The 21,545-nt window shown below is 68.2% G+C and carries 24 protein-coding genes, 1 tRNA gene and 1 pseudogene; 6 read left to right on the top strand and 20 right to left on the bottom strand.

What is annotated here, in order from left to right; translation table 11 throughout:
• Nucleotides 1-68: 68 nt before the first annotated feature.
• The gene (locus BR98_RS24525) at nucleotides 69-392 is read right to left on the bottom strand and encodes a WhiB family transcriptional regulator (RefSeq protein WP_035847575.1); all 324 of its coding nucleotides are present in this window, start codon (nucleotides 390-392) and stop codon (nucleotides 69-71) included.
• 423 nt (nucleotides 393-815) lie between these two features.
• On the opposite strand from BR98_RS24525, the gene BR98_RS24520 reads away from it, so the two are divergent.
• Nucleotides 816-3,104 carry a transglycosylase domain-containing protein gene (locus BR98_RS24520; protein WP_051970165.1) on the top strand — a complete coding sequence of 763 codons (2,289 nt, stop codon included), beginning with the start codon at nucleotides 816-818 and terminating at the stop codon, nucleotides 3,102-3,104.
• Nucleotides 3,105-3,239: 135 nt separating this feature from the next.
• Here BR98_RS24520 and BR98_RS24515 read toward each other — a convergent pair whose 3' ends face one another.
• On the bottom strand, nucleotides 3,240-3,695 hold the full coding sequence (locus BR98_RS24515; protein WP_035847574.1) for a GatB/YqeY domain-containing protein: 456 nt from the start codon (nucleotides 3,693-3,695) through the stop codon (nucleotides 3,240-3,242).
• A gap of 172 nt (nucleotides 3,696-3,867) precedes the next feature.
• Here BR98_RS24515 and BR98_RS24510 point away from each other — a divergent pair, with 172 nt between their 5' ends.
• Both BR98_RS24510 and BR98_RS24505 read left to right on the top strand, forming a co-directional pair.
• Entirely contained in the window at nucleotides 3,868-4,812 is a 945-nt protein-coding gene (locus tag BR98_RS24510; RefSeq protein ID WP_035847572.1) for a metallophosphoesterase, read from the top strand.
• A gap of 76 nt (nucleotides 4,813-4,888) precedes the next feature.
• Nucleotides 4,889-4,962, top strand: a tRNA-Pro gene (locus BR98_RS24505).
• Between the two features lie 77 nt (nucleotides 4,963-5,039).
• Here BR98_RS24505 and BR98_RS24500 read toward each other — a convergent pair.
• From BR98_RS24500 to BR98_RS24435, 15 genes are all read right to left on the bottom strand, one after another.
• Nucleotides 5,040-6,206: a site-specific integrase gene (locus BR98_RS24500; protein WP_035847571.1), complete on the bottom strand. Its 1,167-nt coding sequence runs from the start codon at nucleotides 6,204-6,206 to the stop codon at nucleotides 5,040-5,042.
• Nucleotides 6,203-6,424, bottom strand: coding sequence for a helix-turn-helix domain-containing protein (locus BR98_RS24495; RefSeq protein ID WP_035847570.1), 222 nt, complete (start codon nucleotides 6,422-6,424; stop codon nucleotides 6,203-6,205). The genes BR98_RS24500 and BR98_RS24495 overlap by 4 nt, the downstream gene beginning before the upstream one ends.
• Nucleotides 6,417-7,721, bottom strand: coding sequence for a replication initiator (locus BR98_RS24490; protein ID WP_035853749.1), 1,305 nt, complete (start codon nucleotides 7,719-7,721; stop codon nucleotides 6,417-6,419). The genes BR98_RS24495 and BR98_RS24490 overlap by 8 nt, the downstream gene beginning before the upstream one ends.
• A 126-nt stretch (nucleotides 7,722-7,847) precedes the next feature.
• The gene (locus BR98_RS40500; protein ID WP_198042277.1) at nucleotides 7,848-8,024 is read right to left on the bottom strand and encodes a hypothetical protein; all 177 of its coding nucleotides are present in this window, start codon (nucleotides 8,022-8,024) and stop codon (nucleotides 7,848-7,850) included.
• Nucleotides 8,025-8,028: 4 nt separating this feature from the next.
• Nucleotides 8,029-8,217, bottom strand: a complete 189-nt coding sequence (locus BR98_RS24485; RefSeq protein ID WP_035847569.1) for a hypothetical protein — start codon at nucleotides 8,215-8,217, stop codon at nucleotides 8,029-8,031.
• Between the two features lie 107 nt (nucleotides 8,218-8,324).
• Nucleotides 8,325-8,861 carry a GGDEF domain-containing protein gene (locus BR98_RS24480; RefSeq protein WP_035847566.1) on the bottom strand — a complete coding sequence of 179 codons (537 nt, stop codon included), beginning with the start codon at nucleotides 8,859-8,861 and terminating at the stop codon, nucleotides 8,325-8,327.
• A gap of 85 nt (nucleotides 8,862-8,946) precedes the next feature.
• A complete protein-coding gene (locus tag BR98_RS24475) occupies nucleotides 8,947-9,486 on the bottom strand; it encodes a DUF6197 family protein (protein ID WP_035847564.1) in 540 nt (179 codons plus the stop codon).
• An 11-nt stretch (nucleotides 9,487-9,497) separates the two neighbouring features.
• Complete coding sequence (locus tag BR98_RS24470) at nucleotides 9,498-9,695, bottom strand: hypothetical protein (protein WP_035847562.1); 198 nt, start codon at nucleotides 9,693-9,695, stop codon at nucleotides 9,498-9,500.
• Between the two features lie 14 nt (nucleotides 9,696-9,709).
• Entirely contained in the window at nucleotides 9,710-9,901 is a 192-nt protein-coding gene (locus BR98_RS24465; protein WP_035847561.1) for a mobile element transfer protein, read from the bottom strand.
• Between the two features lie 15 nt (nucleotides 9,902-9,916).
• Complete coding sequence (locus BR98_RS24460) at nucleotides 9,917-10,585, bottom strand: DUF2637 domain-containing protein (protein ID WP_035847560.1); 669 nt, start codon at nucleotides 10,583-10,585, stop codon at nucleotides 9,917-9,919.
• Between the two features lie 91 nt (nucleotides 10,586-10,676).
• Nucleotides 10,677-10,850, bottom strand: a complete 174-nt coding sequence (locus BR98_RS24455; RefSeq protein WP_157537921.1) for a hypothetical protein — start codon at nucleotides 10,848-10,850, stop codon at nucleotides 10,677-10,679.
• 5 nt (nucleotides 10,851-10,855) lie between these two features.
• Entirely contained in the window at nucleotides 10,856-11,101 is a 246-nt protein-coding gene (locus tag BR98_RS24450) for a hypothetical protein (protein ID WP_035847554.1), read from the bottom strand.
• An 86-nt stretch (nucleotides 11,102-11,187) separates the two neighbouring features.
• The gene (locus BR98_RS24445; protein ID WP_035853747.1) at nucleotides 11,188-12,564 is read right to left on the bottom strand and encodes an FtsK/SpoIIIE domain-containing protein; all 1,377 of its coding nucleotides are present in this window, start codon (nucleotides 12,562-12,564) and stop codon (nucleotides 11,188-11,190) included.
• A gap of 5 nt (nucleotides 12,565-12,569) precedes the next feature.
• A complete protein-coding gene (locus BR98_RS24440; RefSeq protein ID WP_035847553.1) occupies nucleotides 12,570-12,917 on the bottom strand; it encodes an SCO3933 family regulatory protein in 348 nt (115 codons plus the stop codon).
• Between the two features lie 138 nt (nucleotides 12,918-13,055).
• Nucleotides 13,056-13,835, bottom strand: a complete 780-nt coding sequence (locus BR98_RS24435; RefSeq protein WP_035847551.1) for a GntR family transcriptional regulator — start codon at nucleotides 13,833-13,835, stop codon at nucleotides 13,056-13,058.
• A gap of 18 nt (nucleotides 13,836-13,853) precedes the next feature.
• Between BR98_RS24435 and BR98_RS24430 the strand changes: the two genes are divergently transcribed.
• Nucleotides 13,854-14,333 (top strand): NUDIX domain-containing protein, encoded by a 480-nt coding sequence (locus tag BR98_RS24430; protein ID WP_083977605.1) that lies wholly within the window; start codon nucleotides 13,854-13,856, stop codon nucleotides 14,331-14,333.
• 434 nt (nucleotides 14,334-14,767) lie between these two features.
• Here BR98_RS24430 and BR98_RS39630 read toward each other — a convergent pair whose 3' ends face one another.
• The gene (locus tag BR98_RS39630; RefSeq protein ID WP_157537919.1) at nucleotides 14,768-15,835 is read right to left on the bottom strand and encodes a DUF6414 family protein; all 1,068 of its coding nucleotides are present in this window, start codon (nucleotides 15,833-15,835) and stop codon (nucleotides 14,768-14,770) included.
• A gap of 305 nt (nucleotides 15,836-16,140) precedes the next feature.
• Here BR98_RS39630 and BR98_RS39625 point away from each other — a divergent pair, with 305 nt between their 5' ends.
• Complete coding sequence (locus tag BR98_RS39625; RefSeq protein WP_157537918.1) at nucleotides 16,141-17,082, top strand: HEPN domain-containing protein; 942 nt, start codon at nucleotides 16,141-16,143, stop codon at nucleotides 17,080-17,082.
• 1,365 nt (nucleotides 17,083-18,447) lie between these two features.
• Here the strand turns inward: BR98_RS39625 and BR98_RS24425 are convergent.
• Nucleotides 18,448-19,908 carry an ATP-binding protein gene (locus BR98_RS24425; RefSeq protein ID WP_051970163.1) on the bottom strand — a complete coding sequence of 487 codons (1,461 nt, stop codon included), beginning with the start codon at nucleotides 19,906-19,908 and terminating at the stop codon, nucleotides 18,448-18,450.
• Between the two features lie 395 nt (nucleotides 19,909-20,303).
• Entirely contained in the window at nucleotides 20,304-21,059 is a 756-nt protein-coding gene (locus BR98_RS24420; protein ID WP_035847549.1) for a metallophosphoesterase, read from the bottom strand.
• Between the two features lie 280 nt (nucleotides 21,060-21,339).
• Between BR98_RS24420 and BR98_RS40495 the strand changes: the two are divergent.
• Nucleotides 21,340-21,420, top strand: a pseudogene (locus tag BR98_RS40495) (hydrolase); the annotation flags it as partial.
• Nucleotides 21,421-21,545 lie beyond the last annotated feature (125 nt).

The following is a 21,545-nucleotide window of genomic DNA, read 5'->3' as shown; positions in this document are numbered from 1 at the left end:
TCCGGAGCGACGCGCGAGGCTGGCCCGAGTGCCGCGTGGGGCGACCCCGACGATCTGGGGCCGCCCGGTCAGCCCGCCTGCGCGTAGTCCGAAAGGATCACGCCGGTGGCGAGCGACTCCTCGTACTCCGTCCGAGCGGTCTCCAGCAGCCGACGCCAGGAGATCACCGTCGGGCGGCGGCGCAGCAGCGCCCTGCGCTCCCGCTCGGTCATCCCGCCCCAGACCCCGAATTCCACGCGGTTGTCCAGCGCGTCAGCCAGGCATTCGGTGCGTACGGGACACCCGCTGCACACCGCCTTTGCCCGGTTCTGCGCCGCCCCCTGGACGAACAGTTCGTCCGGATCAGTCGTGCGGCAGGCAGCCTGCGCACTCCAGTCATCTACCCAGCCCATGCCGGCGCCGTCCTCTCCCGAATCGAGGCTCCCCCACGGCGGCAACGGCATATTCACCGTTGCCAGTTGAGGACGTTACGGAAGATTGGCGGGACGCAACAGCCCCTTCGGGTCCAATCTCGAATGACCCGATTGGACTATGGGTGCCGGTCAGATCACTCGTTGGAGTGATCGCAGGTCGTGGGCCTTGCGGACGCCCCGATCGCCCCTTTCGTCACGCAGCGCCACAGCGACCCCCGGCGCAGGCGCCGGTGGCGATGGAGAACGGCCGCACCAGCTGCCCCATACCCCGTCAAACCGGACAACTCTCAACACTCACAGGAGTGTTTGCGACTGCACAGAGCGAAGCTGTCACAAGCCTGTGACAAGCGTAGGCGAACACCTGCCCTCATGGGCCGGAATCGGCAACGTAGAGTCCTCCCTATGGCTTCGAAGCGCTCATCCGCAGCCCAGCGCTCCCGCCGACGGCGCACCTCCCCCTTGGAGCTGGCCGGCCACGGGGTGACCTTCCTGGGCGTCAGCATCCTCTCCGGCGTGCTGTTGGCCGGCCTGGCCCTGCCCGCCGTCGGTGCGATCGGCCTCGGGGCCAAGAACGGCGTCGAAAGTTTCGACAACATCCCGGACGACTTCAAGACGCCGACCCTCTCCCAGGCGTCCTACATCTACGACGCCAAGAACAACCAGATCGCCAAGGTCTACGCCCGCGACCGCACGATCCTGACCCAGGATCAGATGTCGCTGCTGACCCGCCAGGCCCAGGTCGACATCGAGGACAACCGCTTCTACCAGCACGGAGCGATCGACCCCAAGGGCGTGCTGCGCGCGATCGGCAAGAACGCCGCCTCCGACGCCGCGTCCCAGGGTGCCTCCACGCTGACCCAGCAGTACGTGAAGAACGTCCTCGTCGAGGAGGCCGGCGACGACCAGGCGGCCTACACCGAAGCCACCAAGAAGAGCCTGGGCCGCAAGATCAAGGAGCTCAAGTACGCCATCAAGCTGGAGGAGGAGCTGTCCAAGGACCAGATCCTCACCAACTACCTGAACATCACCTTCTTCGGGCACCAGGCGTACGGCATCGAGGCGGCCTCGCAGCGCTACTTCGGCAAGAGCAACAAGGACCTCACCATCCCCGAGGCGGCGACGCTCGCCGGGCTGGTGCAGAACCCGACCGCCTATGACCCGATAGCGCATCCGAAAGCCGCGCAGACCCGCCGCGACACCGTGATCGACAAGATGCTCGAGGCCAAGCACATCACGGCCCAGCAGGCGAAGGACGCGAAGGCCACCCAGCTCGACCTGCACTACCACGAGCCGCAGAACGGCTGCATCACCGCCGGCAACGGCGAGGGCTTCTTCTGCGACTACGTGCGCAAGGTGGTGCTCAGCGACCCGGCCTTCGGCGCCTCGGCCCAGGAGCGCAACAAGCTCTGGACCCAGGGCGGCCTGAAGATCTACACCACCATCGACCCGGACAAGCAGGCGGCCGCCTACAAGGCGGTCACCACCAAGGTCTACGTCACCGACACCGTCTCGGCCGCGATGACCATGGTCCAGCCCGGTACCGGCCAGATCCTGGCGATGGCCCAGACCCGGCCCTACGGCCTGGACAACACCAAGCACCAGACCGTGGTCAACCTCAACGTGGACGCCGCGATGGGCGGCGGCAACGGCTTCCAGCCCGGGTCCACCTTCAAGGCGATCGTGGCCGCAGCCGCGATCGAGGGTGGCAAGGACCTCAGCCAGAGCTACCCGTCACCGGCCTCGATGCCGTACCCGGACATGAGCACCTGCGGCGGCCCCTACAAGAACCGCGCCAAGGACGTCATCCCGAACGACAGCCCTGACGAGAAGGGCCCGTTCCAGATGCCCGAGGCGATGGCCCGGTCGATCAACACCTACTTCATCCAGATGGAGCAGGAGATCGGCATCTGCGCGGTCAAGCAGATGGCCAACAAGCTCGGCATCAAGTCCATGGCCAGCGGTGCGGCGCTGCGCGAGGTCCCGGCCATCGCGCTGGGCACCGAGGAGATGAGCCCGCTCGACATGGCCGGGGTGTACGCCACCTTCGCCTCGCGCGGCATCCACTGCGACCCGGTCGCGATCAGCTCCGTGGTCAACATCGAGGGCAAGAAGCTGCCGGTCCCGCAGGCCAACTGCAACCAGGTGATCCAGCAGAACACCGCCGACAGCATCAACACCCTGCTCAAGGGCGTGACCGAGAAGGGCGGCACCGGTGCCGCGCTGAGCCTGGACGACGGCCGCATGATCGCCGGCAAGACCGGTACCGCCGACAAGCGCCAGGCTGCCTGGTTCGACGGCTACACCCCCGAGCTGGTCGGCGTGGTCTGGCTCGGCGGCCCCGAGGGCAACGTCCCGATGGACCGCAACATCAAGATCGGCGGTCGCTCCTTCTACGCCGACAACGGTGTGTACGGCGCCACCGGGCCCGGCCCGATCTGGCAGGAGGCGATGAGCGCCGCCGTCGCCGGCAGTCCGGCATCCACCTTCCAGGTGGTCCCGCTGCCCGCCGCACCGGCGCCGACCCCGTCGCCGGACCCGAACAACCCCTCCGACCCGAACAGCCCGCAGGCCACCAACGCGGGCGCCACCACCCCGAACCCGCCCCCGACCGACCCGTTCAGTCTGCCGCCCGGCGTGATCGGCGGCCCCGGTGGCACCACCAGCAAGCCGCCCCGGCCCGGACACCACTGAGGTCGCGGCACCGCCGCCTGACAGCGGAGCGCCCGGTGTCCCTGGATCCGTCCAGGGACACCGGGCGCTCCGCCTTGTTACCGGCTCTATTGTGCTGGCTCTATTGGTGGCGCTCGATCACTGCCGCTCGGCTGCCTACTTCGCGAGTGCGGCCTTCACCGCGGCGGCGACCCGGCCGCCCTCGGCCACGCCCTCGACCTTCGGCCGGACCAGCTTCATCACGGCGCCCATCCCCTGCGGCCCGCTCGCCCCGCTCTCGGTGACCGCGGCGGCGACGATCGCCGCCAGCTCCTCGTCGCTGAGCTGCTGAGGCAGGTACTCGGCCAGCACCCCGCCCTCGGCCAGCTCCCGCTCGGCCTGCTCGGCGCGACCGGCCTTGGCGAAGGCGTCCGCGGCGTCCCGCCGCTTCTTCGCCTCGCCCTGCACCACCTGCTGCATCTCGTCGTTGGAGAGCTCCCGCTTCGCCTTACCGGCCACCTCGGCCGCGGACACGGCGGCCAGCGTCAGTCGAAGCGTGGACGAGCGCAGCTCGTCCCGGGCCTTGATCGCGGCCGTCAGGTCCTCCCGCAGCCGCTCCTTGAGCGTTGTCATGGGCCAATCCTCACATCTGGGACGCTTTGCCGCGCCCGGTTTTCCCGCAGCTCACCACACCGGGGCTCCCCGAACGGCCGACTGAACGCTGTCCGGCCCGCCCGACTGGCCGTCAGACGGCTGGAGGACCACCCGGTTCACCCGGGCGGGGCGGGTCTGCCACCATGGACCGATGCGAAAGCTGTACTCCGTCCCGCTCGCCATCGCCGCCACCGGCGCCGCCGGTCTCGCCTACTCCGCCGGATACGAGGTCCGCTCGTTCCGGCTTCGCCGGGTGGAGGTCCCGGTACTGCCGCGCGGGGCCAAGCCACTGCGGGTCCTGCAGGTCTCGGACATCCACATGGTGACCGGGCAGCGCAAGAAGCAGCGGTGGCTGCGGAGTCTGGCCGGGCTGCGGCCCGACCTGGTGGTCAACACCGGCGACAACCTCTCCGACCCGCTCGGCGTGCCCGCCACGCTGGACGCGCTCGGGCCGCTGATGGAGTTCCCCGGCGTGTACGTCTTCGGATCGAACGACTACTACGGCCCCGCGCGGAAGAGCCCGACCCGCTACCTCAAGGCCCTGAGCAGCGGAAACCACGGCCTCAACAACGCCGACGGCAGCGGTAGGTCCGGCATCACCGGCGCCGTCCACAACCCGTGGGAGAAGCTGCGCGACGGCTTCGACGCAGCCGGCTGGCTGGACCTGACCAACGCCCGCGGCCGCCTCGCCCTGGCCGGCTTGGACATCGAGTTCACCGGCGTGGACGACCCGCACATCCGCCGGGACCGCTACGCCGCGGTGGCCGGCGGCCCGTCCGCCGACTCCGACCTGTCGATCGGCGTGGTGCACGCCCCCTACCTGCGCAGCCTGGACGCCTTCACCGCCGACGGCTATCCGCTGGTCCTGGCCGGCCACACGCACGGCGGCCAGCTCTGCATCCCCTTCTACGGCGCCCTGGTCACCAACTGCGACCTCGACGCCAAGCGGGTCAAGGGCCTCTCCACCCACCGGGCCGGCGGCAAGCAGTCCTACCTGCACGTCTCGGCCGGCTGCGGCACCAACCGCTACACCCCCGTCCGCTTCGCCTGCCCGCCGGAAGCCACCCTGCTGACCCTGACCCCGCAGCCCCGATAACCGGATTTCGTCTCCTGACCTGCGTCGGGTAGAGTTCTACTCGTTGCGACGGAGACGGAAGCAACAAACGCAGGACCGGGGTGTGGCGCAGCTTGGTAGCGCGCTTCGTTCGGGACGAAGAGGCCGTGGGTTCAAATCCCGCCACCCCGACCCAGTAGTACGAGTTCAGGGCCCTATCGGAGAGATCCGGTAGGGCCCTGATTCGTTGTGCGTGACTAACTGCGTGACTAAGCCTCAGGATCCGTCCCGAACAGGTCATCCATGACCACCGCGCCGGTCTGGATCACGGGCCGGATCTGCTTCCGGTAGACCTCCTCGGTGACCGCCGTGCTGGAGTGCCCGACGAGGCGTGAGATCTCCTCCAGCGGGACGCCCTTGTCGGAGAGCAGCGACACGAAGCTATGGCGCAGCTCACGGGGCGTCCACTCGGCAGCGTCCACGCCTTCGGCCTTGGCGATCGCCGTCCGGAAGGCCCGGCGGACGTGGGAGGGGTCCAGCTCGGTGCCGACGGCGGAGTGGAAGACGAGGTTGTTCTCCTCCCACTTGTCGCCGGCGGCGAGCCGGTCCCAGCCCTGATCCACCCAGTGGTCCCACAGGGCTTCCACACAGCGGGCCGGGAGCGCCAGTGTTCGGCGGGACTTCCGGGTCTTGGTGTCGCCGCCGGCACGCACCGACCGCCATACAGCCATGTGGGGTGGGATCGGCGGGTTGGTGTCCGGCTGGCCCTTGAGGAAGACGTGATCCCAGGTCAGGGGACGCAGCTCCTCGGTCCGGGCACCTGTGAGCAGGGAGACCAGGATGTAGGCGTACATCGAGGTCTTCTCGGCCGCCTTGAGCACGGCTTCGGCCTGAGCGAACGTCAGCGCCTTCGACGGACGGCCGGGCTGGCCGGCGGGGACCGAGCACAGCTCCACGACGTTGCGCTTCACCTTGTCCCGGGCCATGGCTCGCTTCACGGCTCGGTTCAGACAGGAGTGGAGACCCTGCAGGGTGCGGGTGCTCAGCGTCTTGGCTTTCACCGCTAGCCACCGGTCCACATCCTCCGCGCTGAGGTCCCGGAGTTTGCGGGCGCCGAGCGACGGGATCACATGGCTTCGACTGAGGATGGTCAGCGTTTCCAGGGTGCCCGCGTCCCGGCCTGCCAGGCCGTAGGTCAGCCAGTCATTCACCGCGTTCTCCACGGTGTAGCCGGTGGGGGCGATGGCCAACCCGTCCTCGTGATCCCGAAGGATCTCCTTCAGCTTGTTCTTGGCCTCGGTCTTGGTCTTGCCGCTGCCGCGCTTGACGGTGCGCTTGACGCTCGGATCGAAGCCCAGGCTGGCGGTCGCGATCCAGCGTTGCCGCTTCTCGTCCCAGTGGAGTCCGCCGTCTCCCCTACTGCGTCGTGTGGTCATCGGGCCACCCCCGCTTCGCGTTCGAGGAGCGCGACGTATTCGGTGATGGCGGATGCCGGGATCAGCCGACTGCGGCCCTCGTTGACCGTCCGGAGGCGACCCCGGCGGATCAGGTCGTAGATGACGCTCCGGCTCATGTTCAGCAGCAGCATGGCGTCTGCCACCCGGTAGAGAGCCGGGGTACTGGCGCCGGCGATGTCGAGCAGGCGATCAGACATGGGTGGTGGGTTCTCCTTCCGTTCCGGGTGAGGGGGTGAGTGCTTCGGTGAGCCAGCGTTCGCCGGGGGTCAGGCCGACACCGGCGAAGGTCCAGTGGGCGAGGACGAGGGTGGTCTCCTCGGTCGTCTCGGCCGTGGTGTCCGGGCCGGTGAGGTGCTGGAGTGCTTCGGCTCGGCGCCAGGCAGCTCGGGCTTCGCGGAGTGCGCCGAGGGTGGTCGAGTAGCGGCGAGTCTTGGTGGAGAAGTGGCCTCGGAAGCCGAGCATGTGGGCCCAGGCTCGGAGGCGGAGTTCTTCCAGCTCGGGGCGTTCGCCGAGGGTCCAGCAGGTGCGGATCATGCGGCGGGCGTGGTCGGTGATGTCGAGGTGGGCGAGTTCGGCGAGGAGCTTGATGGGGCGGTCGAGGGTGCCGGTGGCGGTCTCGGCGCCCTTGGTGGCGTACTTGGCGATGTAGGCGGCGACCGCGCGTTCGGTGAGGGCGGTGCCGGTGGCGAAGTCGGCGGTCCGAATGGTGCGGATGTCGAGTTGGCGGCCGAAGGCGAAGGTGTGGGTGGTGCCGTCGAGGATCGGTCCGGGGATCTCGGTGGCGGCGACGGCTGCGCGGATGGCGTCGGTGAGGAGTTCGGGGGTGGCCCAGGGCGGGGGTGGGGTGTGGCCGCCTTCGGGGCCGTCGAGGCGGATGACGGCGTGGAAGTGGACGGCGCCGCGCTTTTGGTACTCGGCGACTTTGGCGAAGGAGACGCGGGCGTGGTCGCGGAACTCGCGCTGTGTCAGGCCGGCGCGCTTGGCGATCTCGCGGCGCAGGTAGATCGAGAAGCGGGCCCAGATCTTCCCGGCGTGGGCGTTCCACAGCACCGCCGCCCGGTAGTCGTACCGGTCCGGATCGAGCGGAGTCCCCAACTCGACAGCACCGTCCGGGTGCTGGGCGCCGCAGCGGCAGCGTCCGGTGGTGGGCCGGTTGTGGACGGGGCCGAAGCTGGGGGCGGTGAAGGTGGCGAAGACTCGGGGGTGTGCGGCGACGGTCTGCGGGGTGCCTTTGCCGCCGGTGAGTCCTGCGGTGATGAGGTGGTAGGTGTCGCGGCGGTAGGTCTCGGCGCAGGCGGGGCAGCGGGTGGTGCGGCGGTTGTTGCACCGCACGAGGAGGTGGCCGGCGGCGAGGCTGGTGGACTCGAGGTGGTGCAGGATGGGGCCGATCTCGCCGGTCTTGGTGTTGACGGTGTGTTCGGTGCGGTGGCCGTCGAGGCGGATGGGTCGGCCGCAGCCGCCGAGGCCCGCGAGTTGGCGCATGAGGGCGGGCATGGTGCCGAGTTGGGCGAGGGCGGTCAGGTCGGCGACCGGGGGTGGGGCGAGGGCGGGCACGGGGTGGTGTCTCCTTCGAGGGAGGCCCCGAAGCCGTGGTGCCGGTTGGCTTCGGGGCCGGGGGTGTTAGGGCTGGTCGGGCGCGGGGGTGGGCTTGGTGTGCTGGTCGAGCCACTGTTCGGCGCAGACCTTGTGGACGGGCTTGCCACGGTCGGAGCGCAGGTTGGTGGGCTTGGTGCACACGCCGCACGGGGCGGGGGTGTTGGACCAGTGCTTGGAGTCGCGCCAGTCGAGGAGGGCCACGGGATCAGCTCGCGTTCGCGATGGCCGGGACGCGGGGGCGGGCGACGGAGCCCAGGCCGGCGCAGGTCGAGCAGTGGACCGGGATGGTCTGGCGGGTCCCGTCGCGGTGGCGGGCGCCGGTGGCGATAGCGACGCTGGCGAAGCCGAAGCAGTCGGGGCAGATGCGCGTCTGGGCGTGGTTGTGCTGGGGCATGATGAAGGTCTCCTTCGTGGACTTCGGTTCGTGGAGGGGTTGCGGTCCCCGGGGCGGCGGGATGCTTGGCGGCTTGCTTCCGCCCCGGGGGCTTTGTGCTGTGCAGGTCAGCGGCGCGAGGTGCGGGCGCCGGGCTTGTGGGCGTACATGTCGCGGTCGGCGGCGGAGAGCGCGTCAGTGAGCAGGAGCGCGGCCGAGTGCGAGGCGCCGACAGACGCGGACACGCTGATCAGCTGCTGGCCGAACGGGACGGGCGCGGTCAGGGCGGTGCGGAGCTGGTCGACGCGGTCGGCGGCGTCGAGGACGACAACGGCGAACTCGTCTCCGCCGAGGCGGGCGACCAGGCCGGCGGAGCCGCACCAGCGGGTGAGGCGACCGGCAGTAGTGGCGAGGACGGCGTCCCCGATGCTGTGGCCGTGGGTGTCGTTGACGGCCTTGAAGTCGTCCACATCGACCAGGAGCACGGTGATCCGGTCGGGGTGCTTGCGGATGAGGCGTTCGGCGCGGGTGGTGAAGCCGTCGCGGGTGAGCAGCCCGGTGAGCGGGTCGCGGCGCGAGATGGCGAGGCGGCGGGCGAGCCAGGTGCCGTGGGTGGTCCAGCCGAGCAGGGGAACGCCGGCGGCGAGGAGCGGAGCGAGATCCATGAGGCACGGTCCTTCCAGGTGGCGGGGTTGCGGGCGCCCGGGGTGGAGGGATGCTTGGCGGCTTGCGGCCACCCCGGGGTGCGGATCAGAAACCGAGGGACTGGGCGCGGGTGGCGGCGCGGTCGAGCAGGTGGTGAATGTCGGCCTGGCGGGTGGTAGGGCGGTCGTTGTACTGGTCCGGAGAGCTGACGGGTCGTCCGGTGGTGTGGAGGATCTCCATGACCTGCCAGCGGGCGGTCTCGACGGTGCGGCCGGTGCCGTAACCGTGGGCGAGGACGGCGGCTTGTGCGCCGAGGAGGCAGACCCGGCCGGCGTCGTCCCACATGGCGCCCTGCAGCCAGCCGAACTGGCCGATGTAGCGGGAGGTCAGCCGCAGGTGGTCGGCGGCGGTGACCATGACGGGGCGGGCGGGGCGGCGGGCGATGCGGTCGAGCAGGGTCAGGATGGGCGGCGGGAAGCCGGTGTTCCAGGCCTGGAGGGCGGAGCCGAGCGGGCAGACGTACGGCACGAGCAGGCGGGCCGGGGCGGGGAGGGAGGCGAGGTAGGCCTCGATCTCGGCGACCAGCGCGGAGCCGTCGACGGTCAACAGGGGCGGGAGTCGGTGCAGTCGGGTGATGGTGGTCATGGCGGGCGCCTCTACTTGTTCTGGGTGTGGTTGACGATGTCGACGCCGGACTTGGTGGTCTCGTTGATCGCGGGGGCGATGAAGGTGCCGGCGAGGTAGAAGCCGAAGAGGGCGATCAGGGCGGCGACCCACAGGCGGATGCCGAGGAACTTCACAGCGGCGACGGTGCAAGTACCGAGCACGAGAACCACGGGCAGGGTGATGGTCACGGCGATCTCTCCAGTCAGACGACGGGGCAGTGGTGGGTGCCGGCGGCGATCTCGGCGGCCGGGCGGGAGTCGTAGTCGGCGGAGAAGCCGCAGCGCGGGGCGGTGCAGGCGGCGGTGTGCTTCTCGCGGCCCCGGGCGTCGTAGTAGGTGGCGACCTGGACGGGGCCGATGCGGATCACGTTCCTGAGGCGGATCGGGCGAGCCATGAACGGGTCCTCCTGTCAGGCGAGTTGGGCGGCGATGGCGTCGGCGAAGTGCGGCGGGATGCCGAGCCGGACACGCAGGGTGTCGGTGTCGATCGGGGTGCCGGTGCGGGCGTGGTGGTCGGCGGCGACCTTGCGGGCGTGGTCGACCAGCGCTGCCGGCACCGCGACGGCGGGCGGTTGGGGCACGGGGGCGATCGCGGGGACCGGCTCGGCGGCCGGCAGCGGCTCAGGCTCGACTTCGGTCGGATCGACGATCAGGGCCGATTCGGTTTCATAGAGCGGGAGTTCAGGATCAGGCTGGGAAGCCGCGGGGACTTTGGAGCTGTGGGCGAGGAGGGTGCCGCCGAAGAAGGCGAGGGCGGGCCAACCGGCGACGAGGATTCGCAGCCACGCGGGGACGTGGCCGAGGTCGAGGAGTCCGGCGGTGGCGACATTCGCGCCCAGCGATGCGGTCAGAGCGATGAGGAACCAGGTCCAAGCGGCGCGGGCCGGTTGGCTGTTGGCGCGTAGGACGCGCATCCGGTGCCAGGCGGCGACCAAGAGCAGGTCCACGGAAACGGGGTAGGCCCAGGCCTTCCAGCCGTGCTGGTTGGCGGCCGACGCGATGTCGTGGAGGTGGGCGAAGGACAGTGCGCCGGCGATGGCGGCTTGCACGAGGACGGCGTCCGGGCGGGGCAGGCGCATCGGTTCGTCCTCCTTCCAGGGAAGTTGGGGCCGGGGCCGGGCGGAGCTCAGGGGATCGCTTGCCGCCCGGTCCCGGCGGACTCTGGGTCGGCTACTCGGCGGCGGTGCCGGTGCCGAGGCAGGTGGGGCACAGGACCTCGACCTCACCGACGGGACGGGCCTTCTTGCCCCGGCCGACGTGGTGGGTCTCGCTGACCCAGCCCTGGCCGGCACAGGCCGGGCACTTCGGCGGGGCGGGCTTGGCGGCGGGCTTGCGGGCGGCCATCGGGGTCACTCGCTCTCGGAGTCGTCGTTCGCTGCGGCGAACAGCTCCAGCGCGGTGAGGAAGTCGGCGGCGTTCGCGGCCAGCTCGCGGGCGAAGGCGAGCTGCTCGGAGAGCGGCACGGTGCTGTGCGACGCGAGCGTCAGGCTGTAGCCGGGGCCGTCCAGGGACAGGATCGGGGCCCGCTGTACGCCGTAGCGGGACAGGTGAAGCGAGGTGTTGCCGTCGACGTAGAACGAGACGGAGGCGGACATGCGGCGGTCCTCTCGGATCGTGTTCGGGCATGGCGGGGGTAGGGACTTGGCGCGTTGACGGCCGCGCGGGCCGGATCAGGAGTGACTCAGCTGGTTGCCGGGAAGGGCTGGGCCAGCGGGACCGGGTCGCTCGCCGGGGCCGGCGGGACGTGGGGGCGGAAGCGGTCGAGCTTCGGCAGGTCGGGCACGAGGTGCGCGGTTGCGCGGCAGGCGCGGGCGGCGTCGGCGAGGGAGAGTTCGGGGGTGCGGATGCGGCACCAGCCGCCGGAGGAGTCACCCGCGACCGCGACGCCGGGCATCTCCGGCGGGATCGAGGTGGCGGCGAGGACCGCCTCGGGCGAGATGTCGCCCAAGCCCATTTCGGCGGTCGGCTTGTCGTTGACCCGGTGCACGACCCGCCCGGACAGCTGGGCGCGGAGCATGGTGGCGCCCTTGCCCAGCTCGGAGCCGAACCGCTGCCCGCAGATCTCCAGGTAGATGCCCGCCGCGCGGCCCAGCTGCGCGAGCCGGATCAGCTGCGTGACCATCACGTCCCGGCGCTTCTCGTCCTTCGAGGTGGCGACGAGGAACAGCTCGGCGACCTCGTCCACCAGCAGGACCACCGGCACCGGCCGCAGCTTCGCCGGCAGGCCCCAGATGTCCGAGGTGATCTCCTCATCCGCAACCCCGGCGCCGATGCCCTGCTGAGCGCGGATCAGGTCGTAGCGGGCCTCCATCTCCTCCACCAGGACATCCAGCAGCTCGGCCGCCTGGTCCGGGTCGATCGCCAGCGCGGAGAGGCGAGGAGCGAACGGCGCCAGCTCGACTCCGCGCTTGCAGTCGATCCCCACCAGCGCCACGGTAAGCGAGGCCAGGCCCTTGACCAGGTTGCGGATGTAGACGGACTTGCCGGACTGTGTGGCGCCCAGCGTCATGGCGTGCGGGATCGGCCGGTAGTCCCGCACGAAGGCGGTGCCGTCCTCCCGAAGCGCCACCGGCACCACCATCGGACCGGATGGGAGCTTGCGCGGCATGCGGACCTTGCGCAGCACGTCGAAGCCGGTCATCCGCAGCTCCACCACACCCGACTTGATGACCGTCACGTGGACGGAGTGGACGCCCCAGGCGTGCCGCAGACGTTCCGCCGAAGCGGCCACGTCCGCCGGTTCCTGACCGGGCGCCAGCCGAAGCCGAACCCGCAGGCCGGTCGTCGTCGGGCGGATCCGCTTGATCCTGGGCGGGACCGGGCGGACTTCCCGGCGCGAAGTGGCTCGGGTGAACAGGATCCGCAGCCGCGACGGCGCGACCGTGAGCCCGCAGGCGTCCATCGTGCTTGCGTAGGTGGTGCGGAAGCGGACCGCCGCGACCGGCAGACCAATCGCCGACCAGTACACCGCCGGCGCCTTCACCCGGGCGTACGCCGCACCGCCACCAACGGCAGCGAGCGGGACACCGAGTTCCGTCAGCGTCATGACCCCCGACATCGTCATCAGCCCTTCACAGCAGCCGGGACGATGGACGTGATCGCCACGGCGCGGAACGAGATCCCGTGCCGCTTCTGGCCGTTGAACTCGTTCTCCCAGTCCCGGGCCTTGAGCCCGGTCACCGTGACCGGCATCCCGACCGCCAGACCCTCGCTGAGCCCTGTCTCCGGGATCGAGACGGTGTAGAGGTTCGCCTCACCCTCATCCGCGATGGTCAGGCCGATGGTGTACATCCGCGCGCCGGTCTCACGGTCAACGGCGATCTCACCCGTCTGCTTGTTCACCAGCTTCGGTGCCGGCGGGACGACCACGAACACGAACGCGGTCGACGTGTCGATCTTGAAGGTAGCCATGAGGCAAGCTCCTCTAGAGGAGGACTCCTCCTGCACTCATGTACAGGAGCTGATGAATAGAAGAGTGCCTGACTCCTGTACATGAGTCAACCCGCCGCGAGAAGAATCCTGCGACGGGTTGCCGAAGTTGAGTTGCCGTCAGTCCTTCGCCGCGAACCGGTAGTCCAAAACGAACTGGTCGGCGGCCATGATCGTGTCGCAGACTTCCACGACGCGCCCGGCCTCCGTGATGGCGTTCCGGACAAGGTGGATCACCGGCGAGCCGGGGCTCAGTGCGAGTGCAGTGCTCTCAGCCTTGGTGGCGAGCCGAGCCCGCACAGTCTCGGTGAACTCGGCCAAGACGTGCCCGCGCTCCTCCAGCCGGGCGTAGATCCCGCCACCGCCCGGGTTCTCGGCGAACATCTCCGGAATGTCCTTCACCACGTCCCAGGGCAAGTAGGAGGTGGCTTCCTCCGTCGGCGTGCCGTCCCGGAAGTAGCGCCGCTTGCGGGCGAGCACCTTCTCGCCGGCGGGAACCTCGAGCCGCTCTGCGATCTCTGACGGTGCGTCGATCGGACCGACGAAGAGCACGTTCACCGACGGGGTGCCGCCCGATTGCTCGGCTTCCGCCAAGTAGGCCGCCTTGCCGGCGAGGCGGTGGGCCCGGCGGAACCGGTCGGAGGACTTGCGCTGGACCGGCGGCCGGGACCGGACGAAGGAGCCGCGCCCGTGGTGGGTCTCGATCAGCTGCATCGTCCGCAGCTCGGCGACCGCCTTCCGCACCGTGCCGGAGGCAACGCCGTACCGCTCCATCAGCTCGGCCTCGCTCGGCACAGCAGCGCCTGGTGCCAGAGCTCCGGACTTGATCTGCGCTGCCAGATCATCCGCGATCTGCAGATACTTCGCTTTGGCCGTTGAGGCCACCTCACCGCTCGCCATAGTCCTGCATTGTCTCCTATCCTCCTGTACATGAGTAACACCTCTCCGGGGAAGCCGGCAATGCCTCTCCACTCCGTCTCCGTGGCAGGCGCCGTTGTCCGCGAGGACGGCCGTGTGCTGGCGATCCGGCGGGCGGACAACGGCACCTGGGAGCCCCCGGGCGGAGTGCTGGAGCTTTCGGAGACGGTCGAGGACGGCGTGCGCCGCGAGGTCTACGAGGAGACCGGCATCAAGGTCTCGGTGGAACGGCTCACCGGCGTGTACAAGAACGTCAGCCGTGGAATCGTCGCCCTGGTCTTCCGCTGTCGGCCGGAGGGCGGGCAGGAGCAGCTGTCGGACGAGTCCACCGCCGTGGCGTGGCTAACCCCTGCGGAGGTTGCCGACCGGATGGGCGAGGTCTACGCCGTGCGCCTGCTGGACGCGCTCCAGGACGAGGCAGCCCCGCATGTCCGGACCCACGACGGTCGCACGCTCATTGAGATGCCGCAGGCAAGCTGACTGATTCGCCAGAGGCCGGGCAACTTCTCGGAGGAGTGAGTAAAAACCTTCTCTACGGGTTCAAGGCTCGCTTCGCTCGCGGCGCTCGCCGCCCCGCTCGCCGTCGCTCCTGTCTTCGCCCCGCTCCCGGCGGCGGCCGGCGGCGCCAGAGCTGGCGGCCAGAAGTGGCAGAGGTCCCAGACCCGCCGTGGCCAGGGCGGGCGGCTCCACGGTTTTACCCACCTGCCAGGACCGGGACCCGCACCGAGCAAGAACGGGGGGCCACTCGGCCATATTGCGGTCAGGCCCAGAAGCCCTGACCGAGTCGCAACAGCTTACGGCCCCCCGATCATGCTCGGACCCGGACCAGACAGGACACCGGCCAAAACCGCTCCACCACCCTGGGCGTCCAATGCCTTTCCCTGGGGCGGCAGGGACGGCGCTATCGCCTTTCCTCAGGCGGTAGTTGCGACCGCTGTGGAAGTTGGGCGGGGGATTTGACGATAAACAGCCAGTGGAATTACCGAGAATCCTGGATGCTGCGGCAGGTCGATGAATCCTACAGCCCCCATCCACTGTAGAAACTCATTGATGGTCCTGCCAGTCTTACCTCGCTGAAGCTTGCCGTCCGAGACGAACGATTCCTCTCCAAAGTCGGGGGACTCTTGCAGGGCGGCAAAATGTCCAACGCTTCCGACAAGTGTCCATTCCTGTTCGCCTGTGCCGTATCTTGCGAACAGGATGTCTGGATCACTGTCGAGATACTGCCGACCCTCCTGGAGCCTGGCTCCGATCGTATGTCCGAGGTTGCCGAGTGGGAACATATTCAAGTGCAGGCCGGGCGCGAACAGGCCTCTGGAGATTCTGATGAAGGAGCGGAGCTGGTGGGGAGCGACGCCGGCGGCTGCGTCGAAATTAAGAACCAAGTCTTCCAGCTGACTGGCAGTCGCTGGGCCTTCGCCGGTTCGTGGAGGCCGGGGCTGCTGCTTCTTGGCAGGCCGCGATGAAGGCGCTTCCTCTTGCGACAGACCCTGAAACCCTAGGGCTGCTGACGAGAAGGCGGCGAAGCTCGTGGCTACATATCTGGCATCAAAGAACGACCCTCGTGACGTGATCCTCACGATTGACCCAGGGGGATTTTCTGATTGCAGGGATCCAGAGTTCCAATACTGTGGATCAGTCAGCTCTTGAGAGATATCGCGGATCATACCCTCGGATTCCAGCGAATCTTCAAGAGTGGGGAAGATTAGATCTCCCAGCGCCTTGCTTACATGGCGCTCATCTCCCCATTCTTGGTAGTGGCCAAGGAACCCCTTGACACCGCCTTCTGATCTCTTGGTTTTCTTGTCTGTCGTGCGCTCCTCTTCTTCCACGCCGCCTTCCAGCTGGGCCAGCATGGAGCGCACCTTGTCTGTGTCGACGTACAGGAATTCGCGGATGATCACTCGACACCCTTCTGTCGCATTCTGCTTCAGGTTCATCACTGTACGTGATTTCGGGGCGGCGGAGGTGTCTGTTGCCAACTTGCACATCCTGCGCGCCAGAGCCGTGCCAGGTTGGGTGGGGAGCCACGGGTGTCGGCGGGCGAAGAGTGGCCAACTGCCCAGCGGTGGAGCGGTGCAGGTCGGCGTGAGGAGCCGACACCCGTTCTCCTAGAGCCGTGTGGCCTGCCGACAACTTGACTTGGTCATTGAGACTCCACCACCCAGGATCCTCGCCAACTCGATCCGCGCCGAGAGCTCTCGCCCAGCCAGCCCGGGCTTGAATAGATTCCGTCAATTCGGAAAAGGACTTCAGCATCGAAGCCAGGGCGCCGTAGCATCTGCACATGACCGAACAGGCTGCGGCTACCCCGGCGCATGGAGCGTTGCGCGTGACATGCCCACTGGAAAACGTATGGATTGACATCCCGGTGGGGCCGGATCGGCTGTATCGTCGTCCCCTTGGAGCGGGGATGGTACTTGCGAAGCTTAATAGGCGGGAGTCCGACCGAGTGTCGCGCAGCTTGGCGAATCCGTACGCTGGCGGCTGGCGAATTGAAATGTTCGGCATCGAATCCAATGACCCCTCCGAGGTGGCAGAGATTGTGAAGCGGCGCTTCGCACTCCTGTCCTGTACTCAGCGTCTCGCTCCTACCTACCATGCAGTCCTAGATCGGTACGATGCCGATCACGGTCAGTGGGTGCGCGTTGTACCCCTATGGGGCGGTGCCGGAGCGCGGCAAGCAAGCCTCAGCGACTCCCGTCTCGACCGGTGGGGTGAACTGGTTGCTGCGTGGCCTGTCGAGACCGGTGAGCGCATCTACATTTCTCTTGACTTTTTTCGAGAGTCAATCATTGAGCGCCAATCGGGGTCACTGCCGAAGGCGCTACTGACACTTGCAGTGGCATTCGAGGCGCTCATTGGTGACGGCCTGGACGGTGAAATCACGTACCGCCTCTGCCAGAGGGCGTCGCTGCTTGTGACTTCGGGAGATAATGCCGTTCGCACAATGGCTCGAATCAAAAAGCTTTATGGTGCGCGCTCGCGACTTGTTCATGACGGAAAAACTCCTACGCTGGAAACGGTAACCCATCTTCAGCAGTACATGATGCGAGCGATCCCTTCTCTGGCCCGGCTCTCCGAGGCCTGTGGCGGTATTAAGCCGGCTCTAACTGTCCTCGACCGAGCCCCCTTCGAGCGTGACAGCCGTCTCGATGCCCTCGTCGCGCTTGGGGAGGAGTCTTGGTGGTCGAAGGTGGACGTCGTGACTATCCCCGGTTGGCTCTGAGCTTCCAGGAGGGGGAGTCAGCTGTGATGAGGCAGACGACCCTGTCCGCACCCCAGGTCCCGTCCTTTACCGTGCGGTCGACCTCAGCACGCGCCGACCCTAGCAACGAGCTGGCACTGGGGGCCCGCGAGAACCCTAGGAGGCGCCGGCGAACGCTGAGTGTCTAACTGCGCTACAACAGGCCCGTGCTTCGACGGACAGCCACGGACGTTCGGGGACCGTGCGTGCAGGTCAGCGGCGGTTGGCCCAAGGTGGGACGGGTGCCCAGGTTGCTTCGGGACGAAGAGGCCGTGGGTTCAAATCCCGCCACCCCGACCCAGTAACACCAGCTCAGGGCCGGTGTCCTTCACAGGACACCGGCCCTGACTGCTTGTGGGGACCTCTCGGGAGAAATCCTGGAGAGTTTCTACTGAGCCGCCTCCCGAAGGCACGTCAGACCCTCCACCAGCTCCCGGCACGTCAGACCGAGACTCGGCACTTGGTGGAGCCCCTCGCGGATCACGGGTGCGTGGTGCCGCCGCAATCCATTCGGGTAGCAGGGACGACTGCGACCTCCGCTGCTGGCACGCTGACGGCCTGCCAAATGTGGCCCGGTGCAGAGCCCCGCTGCGGATCCCAGACCCAGGCATCGCCCTCCAGGCCCCTGACAGCACGGCGGTGCCCACGCCGCAGAGCACAATCGCCGCCACCGCGGCGACCATTGCCGTTGCAGCCCGGACAATCGCCCAGCCCGAGTGCTGTCCCGATGCAGGAATCGACTGTCGCGGCGCCATTGCCACCCGGATTCCGTGCCTCTGCGAGTCGAAGTCGACACCGCCGAGGCTCCGACCCAGTAGTTCCGCTCGCGCAGCTGCCGGATCGGGCGCCCCGGGCAGGCTCAACGACCGCTGAACGTCCGCGCCCCCGAACTCCTGCCAAAGGTCGGCGACCCACCCGGTCATGCCGCCTGACCCCGACCTGCCGGCAAATACGTGGTAGGTGGTGCGCTGCTCGCGCACCGGTTCAACCAGGGCAGAATCACGCACCCAGAGGCCGAGCGGCGCCTCAGCCGCCAACCGCTGGACACCGCTCTCAGCCGCCGCGCGGGCACCACGCCGCGAGCCCGAGAGGCGCACCTCCACGATGAACGCGACTCGGTTCGCCGTGGCGGTCACCTGGTCCGCAGGCTCCGCAGGCCGAACGGGCCAGCCGCGGGCCTGTAGCAGTTGGATGGCCAGGGCCACTTCATCTGCCTGGTCCACGACTGCGATCGGGTCGGGAGTTGAACCAGAACATCAACAACGCTCCTCAGGGCCACAGGGATCCGCCGGCAGGCCGAGGCCCCGCTGTGCCCGCCTGCAGTGACAATCCCCGCCACATCGGTCTTCAGCCCGGGCATGGTGAACGTGGAGCCGCCAGTGGCTCAGCGGACCGCCACGCGTCCAGTAGCTGCTCGGGTCCATAGCTTGCCTGCAGCCCAGCGCAGTTGACGCCGCTTCGGGAGACCGCGACGAGCGGGACCGGGTCGTCCGTAAGTGCGGCTCGGTGCTTGTGCAGGGCCGCCAGGTCATGAGCGTCGAACGGCGATGTCTCCAGCCACTTGATCGACCCCAGGAACAGCAGGTCCTTGGCCACGGGTTCGCGGTCAGCGCCCACGATGTCGATCTCGACGTCGTTGCTCCTGGTCCAGTAGCCGCCGACGACGGGAGCGGCGGGCAGCGCGCCATCAGGGAGGATGCGGGCGAGCGACTCCCGGATCAGCGGCTCGACGGCGCGACCTCGCCAGCTGGGCCACTGTTCCCTGATCCGCGCCAGTGTGAGGTCGCCACGCATCCGCTCGATCTCTGCCATGTGCGGGCCCAGAAACGCCAGCCAGAAGCGCAGGTAGGGGTCCGCCACCCGGTAGCGGCGTTCCTTCGAGGGGTGCAGTGAGATCGGAAGCTCTGCCGCAACCACGCGCTTGTCGATCAACAGGTCGGCCGCCCTCGTAAGGGTGCTGTGCGCGATCCCCCCCGCGGCCCGGGCGATGTTGGTGAAAGTCCGCTCACCCGTCCCGATCGCCCGCAGAACCTCCCGGCCCATCGCCTGAGGGGGAAACTCGGCAGCAAGCGACCGCTCCGCCGAGACCAGTAGAGCGGAGATCGGGTTCGCCAACGCAGCGTCCAGAAACTCCCACATCGATGCTCCGACCGGCCACTCCCGGCAGATCAGCGGCAACCCGCCGGTGATGAGGGCCGCGTCGAAAGCAGCAGCCGGCTCCAGTTCGAGCATGTCTCTGAGGTCGGCCGGGTTCAACGGCCCCACGACCATCTCGCGTCCGCGCTGGTGGAACGGTCGGTCGTAGCTATTGAGCGCCTCCATCATCGACAGATCCGAGCCGACCAGCAGCAGGAGGACCGGCTTACGGCTCAGCAGTCGGTCCCACGCTCGTTGGAGCATGCCCTCGAAGGCATCGATGCGCTCCATGAGGTAGGGCACCTCATCGATCACCACCACGCTGGGCGAGTCGTCGGGCAAGATCTCGGCGAGCAACCGGAAGGCAGCGTTCCACTGGGCTGGTGCCTCCTCCGCGAAGAGTGCTTTGCCCGGCAGCGTGGAGGTGGCGACCGCGTCGAGCAGCTCCACCAGTTCATCCTCGGTAGATCCGCCGCTGGCTGTGAAGAACAGCTGAGGAGCCTCCGCACGCCGCAGGAACTCCTCGACCAGCGTCGATTTCCCGACCCGTCGCCGCCCTCGCATGAGCAGGCACTGACCAGGTCGTGCGGCGCCGGCGCCGGCTTCTCGGACTTCGCGGAGCGCATGGTCCAGGATGCGCAGCTCTCGACCCCGACCAATAAACCGACGCATGTGGGGACCCCATCAGGAGGCGGAGACAGTGCGGACAAGATAGTAGCGCTAGAGATAGTATCTTTTCAGAAACTATCTATCCCCCGCGCGCGCCATGTCGACGCAAGCGATCCTTCGAGCCTCCTGTGGCAGAGGTACAGCAGCGAAGTACAGCAACCGGGGCTTCCAACAGTGGGCCTCAGCGCACCTGGCACCACCTCGGAACTGCGCAGATGACCTCAACGGCCACCCCGCCCGTGATTCGGGACGAAGAGGCCGTGGGTTCAAATCCCGCCACCTCGACCCAGTAGTACGAGTTCAGGGCCCTATCGGAGAGATCCGGTGGGGCCCTGATTCGTTCTGCGCGACCAACTGCGTGACTGCGGCTCAGGATCCTGACGGAGCTGACGACGTGATCAGTCGACGACACTCCGGTAGTGGGCCGTCAGCCGTCCCTTGTCATCCAGGACGTGGAAGGCGAGGGCGGGCGGCAGGTCGAGGTGGACGTGGTCCTCCGGGTGGGCGTAGCGCTCCCAGGGGAGGCGGAGCGTGGAGACGACTCCGGGCGCGACCAGCAGGGGCCGCCCGGCGAAGGTGGTCGCCGCAGGGGTGTGGGCGTGGCCGCAGAGCAGGGCGGTGACATTGGGGTGGCGGTCCACCAGCGCGGCGAGCCGCTGCTCGCCGAACTGGCGGATGCCGTCGATGAAGGGGCTGTGCAGCAAGGCCGGCGGGTGGTGGAAGCCGATCAGGACGGGCAGCTCGCGAGGGGTCCGGGCGAGGACGCCCTCCAACCAGGCCAGCGTCTCGTCCTCGAGAAACCCCTCGTCCTTGCCCGGCACGGAGGAGTCGCACAGCGCGATGACGAACCCAGCAGCGCGGTGCACCTGGTTGACCGGAGTCGCCGAAGGCGGCTCCTGGAGAAGGGATTCGCGGAAGGCGCTCCGCTCGTCGTGGTTGCCCGGGCAGACCAGCACCGGGTGCCGGGAGGACAGCAACTGACGGGCCAGCTCGTACTCGGACCGCAGGCCGTGGTCGGCAATGTCCCCCGTGACCAGGACGGCATCGAGGTCGTAGGGGAGGTCTTCCAGGTAGTCCATGACCGCTCTGGTGCGATCGATGCTGCGCTGCTCGCCGTCGATGTGGATATCACTGAGGTGGGCGATCACAATCACTGCTGCTGGTCCTTCCGGGCGGTGTGCTGAAACTGGGCGAGGACGGCCGACCACCCGCGAGGATTCTCAACGGTCCTGACGCCGCCTCGTCCACGAACCTAGTGGGCAGCTGGACCATGGATAAGATCCAGTCCTGTGCCGAATCATTGGTCCAGTTTCGGGTTGGACCTCCACGTCGACTTCGACTCCGCAGACGGGCGGCGGCTGGGTCTGGAGTCCGCCCTGCGCGCGGGGATCCGGGAAGGGCGCCTCTCCGGAGGAACCAAGTAGTTTCCGCCGCATGCGATATGACGTGGTGATTTTCGACAACGATGGTGTACTCGTGGAGAGCGAGCCGATCGCCCACCGGGTGCTGTCCGGGTGCTCCCTCGCGGCCGGGATGGACGTCTACGGCTACACCGCCCTCACCGACTCCGCGAAGCTCACGACCGCAGGCGCCACCGGGTTGATCGGCAAGCTGCCCGAGGTACTGGCGCTGTTGCCGCG

Origin of the sequence: Kitasatospora azatica KCTC 9699 (assembly GCF_000744785.1) — a bacterium.
Taxonomy (GTDB): domain Bacteria; phylum Actinomycetota; class Actinomycetes; order Streptomycetales; family Streptomycetaceae; genus Kitasatospora; species Kitasatospora azatica.
This window is presented reverse-complemented; position numbering and strand designations above follow the sequence as displayed.